This is a genomic window from uncultured Aquincola sp. (assembly GCF_964001545.1).
GTDB lineage: Bacteria > Pseudomonadota > Gammaproteobacteria > Burkholderiales > Burkholderiaceae_C > Aquincola.
This window is the reverse complement of record NZ_CAXFDV010000245.1, coordinates 1-4,546: the sequence shown is the minus strand read 5'-3', so window position 1 is coordinate 4,546 and position 4,546 is coordinate 1. Positions and strand designations below refer to the sequence as shown.

Annotated in this window: 7 protein-coding genes and 1 pseudogene; 4 read left to right on the top strand and 4 right to left on the bottom strand. The window is 69.4% G+C overall.

What is annotated here, in order from left to right:
• A partial coding sequence (locus tag ABNT58_RS08460; RefSeq protein ID WP_348753056.1) for an SDR family oxidoreductase occupies positions 1-207 on the top strand: 207 nt, incomplete at its 5' end.
• 21 nt (positions 208-228) lie between these two features.
• On the opposite strand, the gene ABNT58_RS08455 is transcribed toward ABNT58_RS08460, so the two are convergent.
• The 3 genes from ABNT58_RS08455 to ABNT58_RS08445 form a co-directional block, all read right to left on the bottom strand.
• Complete coding sequence (locus ABNT58_RS08455) at positions 229-1,209, bottom strand: aldo/keto reductase (RefSeq protein ID WP_348753055.1); 981 nt, start codon at positions 1,207-1,209, stop codon at positions 229-231.
• 84 nt (positions 1,210-1,293) lie between these two features.
• Positions 1,294-1,728 (bottom strand): Hsp20/alpha crystallin family protein, encoded by a 435-nt coding sequence (locus ABNT58_RS08450; RefSeq protein ID WP_348753054.1) that lies wholly within the window; start codon positions 1,726-1,728, stop codon positions 1,294-1,296.
• Between the two features lie 42 nt (positions 1,729-1,770).
• On the bottom strand, positions 1,771-2,208 hold the full coding sequence (locus ABNT58_RS08445; protein WP_348753053.1) for an Hsp20/alpha crystallin family protein: 438 nt from the start codon (positions 2,206-2,208) through the stop codon (positions 1,771-1,773).
• Positions 2,209-2,334: 126 nt separating this feature from the next.
• On the opposite strand from ABNT58_RS08445, the pseudogene ABNT58_RS08440 reads away from it, so the two are divergent.
• The 3 genes and pseudogenes from ABNT58_RS08440 to ABNT58_RS08430 form a co-directional block, all read left to right on the top strand.
• Positions 2,335-2,439: pseudogene (locus ABNT58_RS08440) on the top strand (type II toxin-antitoxin system RelE/ParE family toxin); the annotation flags it as partial.
• 36 nt (positions 2,440-2,475) lie between these two features.
• Positions 2,476-2,826, top strand: a complete 351-nt coding sequence (locus ABNT58_RS08435) for a HigA family addiction module antitoxin (RefSeq protein WP_348753052.1) — start codon at positions 2,476-2,478, stop codon at positions 2,824-2,826.
• 179 nt (positions 2,827-3,005) lie between these two features.
• Positions 3,006-3,188, top strand: a complete 183-nt coding sequence (locus ABNT58_RS08430) for a hypothetical protein (RefSeq protein ID WP_348753057.1) — start codon at positions 3,006-3,008, stop codon at positions 3,186-3,188.
• A gap of 41 nt (positions 3,189-3,229) precedes the next feature.
• Here the strand turns inward: ABNT58_RS08430 and paaZ are convergent.
• Positions 3,230-4,546, bottom strand: a 1,317-nt coding sequence (paaZ, locus tag ABNT58_RS08425) for a phenylacetic acid degradation bifunctional protein PaaZ (protein ID WP_348753051.1), incomplete at its 5' end; no start/stop codon positions are given.

Here is a 4,546-nt window from a genome sequence, read left to right as displayed (position 1 = left end):
CCCGGCGGTACCGATACGCCGATGGCGCGCGAGATGAACGGCAGCCCGGAGCAACTGGCCGCGGTGGCGCGGCTGCATGCGCTGGGCCGCATCGCCGCGCCGGACGAGATCGCGCAGGCCGTGCTGTTCCTGGCCAGCGATGCGTCGTCCTTCGTCACCGGCAGCGCGATGCGGGTGGACGGCGGCGTGTCCATCCACCGCGGCTGAGCGCCGCGGCGGGCGACGGGCTCAACGCCCGACCATCCGCTGCATCGCTTCCGGATATCGCCCGCCCTGCACCGGGATGGCTTCGGCCGCGCTGCGGATCTGCTGCAGGTCTTCAGCGCTGAGCTGCAGCGCAACGGCGCCCAGGTTCTCTTCCAGCCGGTGCAGTTTGGTGGTGCCCGGGATGGGCACGATCCACGGCTGCTGGGCCAGCAGCCAGGCCAGCGCCACCTGGGCCGGCGTGGCACCCTTGTGCTCGGCGGTGCGGCGCAGCAGCGCCACCAGCGCCTCGTTGGCCTGGCGTGCTTCGGGCGTGAAGCGCGGCAGCGTGGCGCGGAAGTCGCCCGGCTGCAGCGGGGTGCTGGCATCCATCTGGCCGGTGAGGTAACCGCGCCCCAGCGGGCTGAAAGGCACCAGGCCGATGCCCAGCTCGGCCAGCAGCGGCAGCACCTCGGGCTCCAGGTCGCGCGTCCACAACGAATACTCGCTTTGCAGCGCCGCCACCGGCTGCACCGCATGGGCGCGGCGGATGGTGTCGGCCCCGGCTTCCGACAGGCCGAAGTGCTTGACCTTGCCCTCGCGGATCAGGTCGCGCACGGTGCCGGCCACGTCTTCGATGGGCACCTGCGGGTCGGGCCGGTGCTGGTAGAAGAGGTCGATGGCCTCGGTCTTCAGCCGCTTCAACGAAGCCTCGGCCACCTGGCGGATGCGCTCGGGCCGGCTGTCCACGCCCGGCATGTTCTCGACGCGAAAGCCGAACTTGGTGGCAATGACCACCTGCCCGCGCACCGGGGCCAGGGCTTCGCCCAGCAGCTCTTCGTTATTGAAGGGTCCGTAGACCTCGGCGGTGTCGAAGAAGGTGACGCCGCGGTCCACGGCTGCACGCAGCAGCTGGAGCATCTCGCCGCGATCGGGCTTGGGCAGGTAGCCATGGGTCATGCCCATGCAGCCCAGGCCGAGGGCGGAGACGTGCAGGCCGCTGCGGCCCAATTGACGTTGTTGCATCTGCGGTTCCTCCGTGGAAGTTGACCGCAGTGTGCATGCCGGCAGGCAGGCCCTGCCGGCATCAGGACTTCAGGGCTGGAAGGCTCAGGCGACCTGCACCTGGATGCGCCGCGGCTGTGCGTGCTCGGCCTTGGGAATGCGCAGCTTCAACACGCCGTGGGCCAGCTCGGCCGTCACCTTCTGGCTGTCCAGTTCCTTGCTGAGCGTGAACACCCGGCGGTAGCGGGCGCGGTCCACTTCCACGTGGCTGGCGGCCATGCCTTCGGGCACCGGCAGGTTGACGGCGCCTTCGATGGTCAGGGTGTCGCGCTCGACGTTGAGTTCCAGCGCTTCCTTGGCCACGCCGGGCAGGTCGGCGTACAGGGTGATGCCGGTGGCATCCTCGATCACGTCGACGGCGGGCACCAGGGCGGCTTCGGCCGCGGTGTTGCGCGGCTGCGCGGACCCGGCTGCAGTGGCGGCAGCAGTGGCGGCGGCGGGCGCTTCAGGGCGCTGAGCGGGGACTTGAGCGGTGGTCATGGTGAACTCCTCGCTATGAAACTTGTCTAGACAGGTGCAGCGTCACTGCACGCTGATGCGGCGCGGCTGGGCGGCCTGGCGGCGCTGCACGCTGATGCGCAGCACGCCGTCGCGGTAGCTGGCCGACACGCCGTCCGGATCGGCATCGTCCGGCAGGCTGACCACGCGCTTGAAGGCGCCGGCAAAGCGCTCGTTGATGTGCACGGTGGACTTCTCGCCCGCTGCGGGCATCGAGCCGCGGCGCTCACCGGCCACGCTCAGGATGCCGCGATCGAGCTGCACGTCGATGCTGGCCGGATCGAGCCCCGGGGCGAAGGCATACACCTCGAACGACTGCGGCGTGCTGCCGACGTTCAGCGCCGGGTAGCCGCCCCGGGCGTAGCCGCGGATGCTGGGGGTGAGGTCGAAGGCCTGCTGCATCTCACGCTGCAGCCGGTCGATTTCGGCGAAGACGTCGCGCGAAAAAAGGGATCGTGCCATGGCAAATCTCCTCGATGGGTGGACCCGGCGCCGCGGTGGTTCTGCGAAGCGGCGGCGCCGATGCATCCAACAATGAGGATGGGGCGGGCGGGTTTCAAGAGGGGTGCAAACTGGCGCTTCGCCCGAGACCGCAAAGGGCAGTGGAGCATCCGCATCAACGACCAGTGGCGAATCTGCTTCAAATGGCATGACGCGAGCGCGTTTGAAGTCGAGATTGCGGACTACCACTGAGGGACGCAGTCACACAGGTCAATGGAGTGAACGACCATGAGCATTGCACGCAACGAACTGAAGTCGCTGAACCTGCGCGGCGTCACCACCGGCCGCAGGCTGGACCCGGTGCACCCCGGCTCGGTGCTGTTGAGCGATTTCATAGAGCCCATGGGCATCACGCGCTATCGCGTGGCCAAAGCCATCGGTGTGCAGCAGCGGCGCATCGACGAGATCTGCGCCGGAGAACGCGGCATCACCGCCGACACGGCGGTTCGCCTGGGCCTGGCCTTCGGTGTAGAGCCGCAGTTCTGGCTGCAACTGCAGGCGCAGTACGACATCGAGGTGATCCAACGCGATCAGGGCGACCGGCTGGCTGATGAAGTGCAGCACCTGGCTGCTGCCTGACACATCCACCAGCATGGGCTGCAGCCGTCACATGAGCAGCATGTGACGGTGGCGGGCCATGTGTACATCGCCCTTCGGCAAAGGCTGCAGGGCAGCTGCTGCAGCGCCTACTTGGGTGAGGTGCTCTCGCCCCCCCCACCGCAGCGTTTGAGCGCGGCGCCAAGTTCGCGGCCTATCGGCTGGCCGAGAGCCTGCGCGAGATGGTGTTCATCGACCCGGAGCGCCGGGTGACGGACGTTTACCGCAAGGGCGACGACTGGCTCTGGGTGCTGCACCCCTTTGCACCCACCGAGACGGTGCACTTGGCCAGCGTGGACCTGGCGCTGCCGCCTGCGACGCTCTGGGCCGAGGTCGGCGCCTAGGCGCCCTGCCCACGGTGGGCGCCCGGGCGCCCTGCCCCCTTTCACCCCCGCTTGGCCACCAGCGTCAGGATGTCGTAGCTGGCCACCAGCTCGCCGTGCTGGTTCTTCACTTCCACGTCCCAGGCCACCACGCCCTGGCCCACGCCCTTGTCGTCGGTCTTGTTGCGGTCGATCTTGCGCTTGGCCGTCAGCCGGGCCTGGATGGTGTCGCCGATGGCCACCGGCTTGACGAAGCGCAGCGTGTCCAGACCGTAGTTGGCCAGCACCGGCCCCGGCGCCGGGCTGACGAACAGGCCCGCCGCCGCCGACAGCACGAAGTAGCCATGCGCGATGCGCTGGCCGAACTGCGTTTGCTTGGCGGCGATCTCGTCGAAGTGCATGTAGAAGTAGTCGCCCGACACGCCGCCGAAGTTGACGATGTCGGCCTCGGTCACCGTGCGCCGGTGCGTGAGCAGCGAGTCGCCCACCTGCAGCTCTTCGAAGTGCTTGCGGAACGGGTGCTGCGGCGTGTCGGTGACCTTGGCGCCGCGCACATGCTCACCCGTCACCGCAGCCAGCATCGTGGGCGAGCCTTGCACCGCCGCGCGCTGCAGGTAGTGCTTGACGGCGCGCACGCCGCCCAGCTCTTCACCGCCGCCGGCGCGGCCAGGGCCGCCGTGCTTGAGCGCAGGCAGCGGCGAGCCGTGGCCGGTGGATTCGGCCGCGGCCTCGCGGTCCAGCACCAGCAGGCGGCCGTGCATCGCGGCGGCCACCGGAATCACGCGCGCGGCGATGGCCGGATCGCGCGTGACCAGCGTGCCCACCAGGCTGCCGCTGCCGCGGGCGGCCAGGGCCAGCGCTTCGTCCACGCCGTCGTAGGCCATCAGCGTGCTCACCGGGCCGAAGGCTTCGATGTCGTGCACCGCGGTGTTGCTGAGCGCATCGCGCGCCAGCAACAGCGTGGGTGCAAAGAAGGCGCCTTCGGCCGTGCCTTCGCCCACCGTCGCGCAGCCTTCGCCGCCCACCACCAGCTCGGCGCCCTGGCGCAGCTGGGCCACGCGCTCACCCACGTCGGCCAGCTGCGCATGCGAAGCCAGCGCGCCCATGCGCACGCCTTCCAGCGCGGGGTCGCCGACGGTCACTTTGGCCAGGCGCGCACGCAGGGCTTCGGCCACCGCATCGATGCGGTCACGCGGCACGATGGCGCGGCGGATGGCGGTGCACTTCTGGCCGGCCTTGACCGTCATCTCGCGCGCCACCTCCTTGACGAAGAGGTCGAACTCTTCATCGTCGGGCGTCACGTCGGGCGCCAGGATGGCGCAGTTCAGCGAATCGGCCTCGGCATTGAAGGGCACGCTGTGGCGGATCAGGTTGGGGTG